Source organism: Pseudomonas juntendi, assembly GCF_009932375.1.
Taxonomy (GTDB): domain Bacteria; phylum Pseudomonadota; class Gammaproteobacteria; order Pseudomonadales; family Pseudomonadaceae; genus Aquipseudomonas; species Aquipseudomonas juntendi.
This window is the reverse complement of the sequence record NZ_BLJG01000256.1, coordinates 1-2,826: the sequence shown is the minus strand read 5'-3', so window position 1 is coordinate 2,826 and position 2,826 is coordinate 1. Positions and strand designations below refer to the sequence as shown.

Annotated in this window: 4 protein-coding genes; 3 read left to right on the top strand and 1 reads right to left on the bottom strand. The window is 60.7% G+C overall.

Features of this window, described 5'->3' with window-relative positions; translation table 11 throughout:
- Positions 1 to 222 precede the first annotated feature (222 nt).
- The 3 genes from GYA94_RS23815 (at position 223) to GYA94_RS23805 (ending at position 1,267) form a co-directional block, all read left to right on the top strand.
- A complete protein-coding gene (locus tag GYA94_RS23815; protein WP_009682550.1) occupies positions 223 to 465 on the top strand; it encodes a hypothetical protein in 243 nt (80 codons plus the stop codon).
- Positions 466 to 627: 162 nt separating this feature from the next.
- Positions 628 to 897 (top strand): DUF3077 domain-containing protein, encoded by a 270-nt coding sequence (locus GYA94_RS23810; protein ID WP_110678121.1) that lies wholly within the window; start codon positions 628 to 630, stop codon positions 895 to 897.
- A gap of 160 nt (positions 898 to 1,057) precedes the next feature.
- Complete coding sequence (locus GYA94_RS23805; protein WP_110678123.1) at positions 1,058 to 1,267, top strand: hypothetical protein; 210 nt, start codon at positions 1,058 to 1,060, stop codon at positions 1,265 to 1,267.
- Between the two features lie 44 nt (positions 1,268 to 1,311).
- On the opposite strand, the gene fdhA is transcribed toward GYA94_RS23805, so the two are convergent.
- Positions 1,312 to 2,511, bottom strand: coding sequence for a formaldehyde dehydrogenase, glutathione-independent (gene fdhA / locus GYA94_RS23800; RefSeq protein ID WP_009683378.1), 1,200 nt, complete (start codon positions 2,509 to 2,511; stop codon positions 1,312 to 1,314).
- Positions 2,512 to 2,826 lie beyond the last annotated feature (315 nt).

Here is a 2,826-nt window from a genome sequence, read left to right as displayed (position 1 = left end):
CTACGGTTGGGCTCTAGTCTCGGGCGGTCGCTGCGAAATCAGCGACCGGCTTTGACAGGCCGCACTCGTCAACCACATGGCTTTTGCCGTTATGGCAGCTGTGCATGGGGCACTCATGTGCGCCGGGTTTTGGTTGACCTACCGGTCTGTCAACCCATGTCCAGCTGCCTCCTTCTTGTTTGACAGCAGACCGGTGGTGGCATCACTTAGAGGTCATCCAGCATGCTTAAGATCGTCCCCGATCCACCCCACACTTACCATTCCCTAGAAGACACACTCATCCAGGCTGCGGAGTACGCCCTGTGCGCGCAAACGGTCGCGCAGCAGGCGGTGCTGCTGCAGCCCAAGTCGCCAGGCTCGGTACTGATCATGGCGACGATGCATGAACTCGAGGCGTTGCGAGCGCTGCTTGAGGCAGCCTTGATCCAGGCCCAGTTGCCTTCTGAGCCGCGGACGTTGCATTAAGGGCTTCAAGCCTTGCGTTGCCTGAGCTGGCCTCTTCGCGGCAAAGCCGCTCCCACAGGGATTTTGCGCTCGGCTTTGCGCCTGTGACGAACCTGACCTGTGGGGGCGGGTTCACCCGCGAAGAGGCCGGAACAGGCGCAGCTAAGTTCAAGGGAATAAACAATGACGACAGAAAACACCAAACCCAATACCACCGTTGGCAAAACCATGTTTTACCAAGGCGAAAACAATACCCACGCGTTGTTCTGCATCGCCCCAGGCATCCCTTGCCAGGATGCACGAGAACAAGCGTCGGAACTGATGGGCTATGTGCGGGATTTGACCATTGACGGCCTGATGGACAACAAACCGCAGTTGCTCTGGGCTTCACATTATCTGAGCGCGTTGGCCAAGGCGCTGATGGATGATGCTGAGTTGGGGATGATGCGCTAAGTGATGGGTTGGCAGGGCTGGCCTCTTCGCGGGCACGCCCGCTCCCAAAGGTTTCGTGTGAGGCTAAAACTAGTATTTCTGCCAGTATCAAAATCCCTGCCGCTGTTCACAATGGGTATCAAGCGACCTCCATTCATCCAGCACGGTAGGGACTTGAACAATGAGCAAAGCATCAAACAGTACGCTGTTCTTCTACCAGGGCAACAAGCTCGTCACAGTGAAAGAAGGCGCTCACCATCGCGCAATCTTACGTAATGCAGAACAACCGCTGGCAGAGCTGAGTACAGACGACACCAAAGCCGGCGGCCCGCTGGCAACCGATCAGATGGGCTCGGTGCTTGCCGTGCAAGGCTCAGTCAAGCAGCCATAAAAAAAGAGCCCCTAAGATGAGGGGCTCTTTGTTACATCACGCGATCAAGCAGCGCCCCACATCTTGTGCGGGTCGATCACAAACTTCTTCGGCACCCCGGCATCAAACTCGCCGTACCCTTCCGGCGCCTGGTCCAGGTTGATCACCTGCACGCCCACCACTTCGGCAATGTTGATGCGGTCCCACATGATCGCCTGCATCAGCTGGCGGTTGTATTTCATGGTGGGGGTCTGGCCGGTGTGGAAGCTGTGCGACTTGGCCCAGCCCAGGCCGAAGCGGATGCTCAGCGCGCCGATCTTGGCGGCAGCGTCCACCGCGCCCGGGTCTTCGGTCACGTACAGGCCCGGGATACCGATGTTGCCGGCTACGCGGGTAACCTGCATCAGCGAGTTCAGCACGGTGGCCGGGGCTTCGTGCTTGGCACCTTCATGGCCATGGCCGCGGGCCTCGAAGCCAACGGCGTCAACGGCGCAGTCCACTTCCGGCTCGCCGAGGATATCGACGATCTGCTCGTGCAGCGGGGTGTCCTTGGACAGGTCGACCACTTCAAAGCCCTGCGACTTGGCGTGGGCCAGGCGGGCCGGGTTGAGGTCGCCGACGATGACGCAAGCGGCGCCCAGCAGGCGCGCCGAGGCAGCGGCGGCCAGGCCGACCGGGCCGGCGCCAGCGACATACACGGTGCTGCCTGGGCCTACGCCGGCAGTGACGGCGCCGTGGTAGCCGGTTGGCAGGATGTCGGACAGGCAAGTCAGGTCACGGATCTTCTCCATGGCCTTGTCGCGCTCGGGCAGTTTCAGCAGGTTGAAGTCGGCATAGGGCACCAGCACGTATTCGGCCTGGCCGCCGGTCCAGTCGCCCATGTCGACGTAGCCGTAGGCACCGCCGGCGCGGGCCGGGTTGACGGTGAGGCACACACCGGTGTGCATCTCTTTGCACGAGCGGCAACGGCCGCAGGCAACGTTGAACGGTACCGAAACCAGGTCGCCGATCTGCATGCGCTCGACGTCGCTGCCTTTCTCGACGATTTCACCGGTGATTTCATGGCCCAGAACCAGGCCGACCTGGGCAGTGGTGCGGCCGCGGACCATGTGCTGGTCGGAGCCGCAGATGTTGGTGGAGACCACCTTCAGGATCACGCCATGCTCGATTTTCTTGCCGCGTGGGTCCTGCATTTTCGGGTAGTCGATCTTCTGCACCTCGACCTTGCCGGCGCCGAGATATACCACTCCACGATTGCCAGACATGCTCTTACCTCGCTTGATTTTTATTTATGCAGCGGTGGTTGAACGCGCCGCCATCCTTGGGCGGCATGTGTTTCTGGATGAGGGGAATTGTGGGCCTGATGGGGCCGGGTGCACTGACTGGGAGCGACAGGGAGATGCCATTTAGCGGCAGGTTTGTCGTTGGAAGGTATGGGGGCAAACAGAGGTGCTGGCCTGTACCGGCCTCTTCGCGGCTGAAGCCGCGCCTACAGGTAAAGCACAGCCTTCGAGGCCTGTGATATCCCTGTGGGAGCTGGCTTGCCGGCGATCACCGGCGTAGCCGGTGCCATACACCGC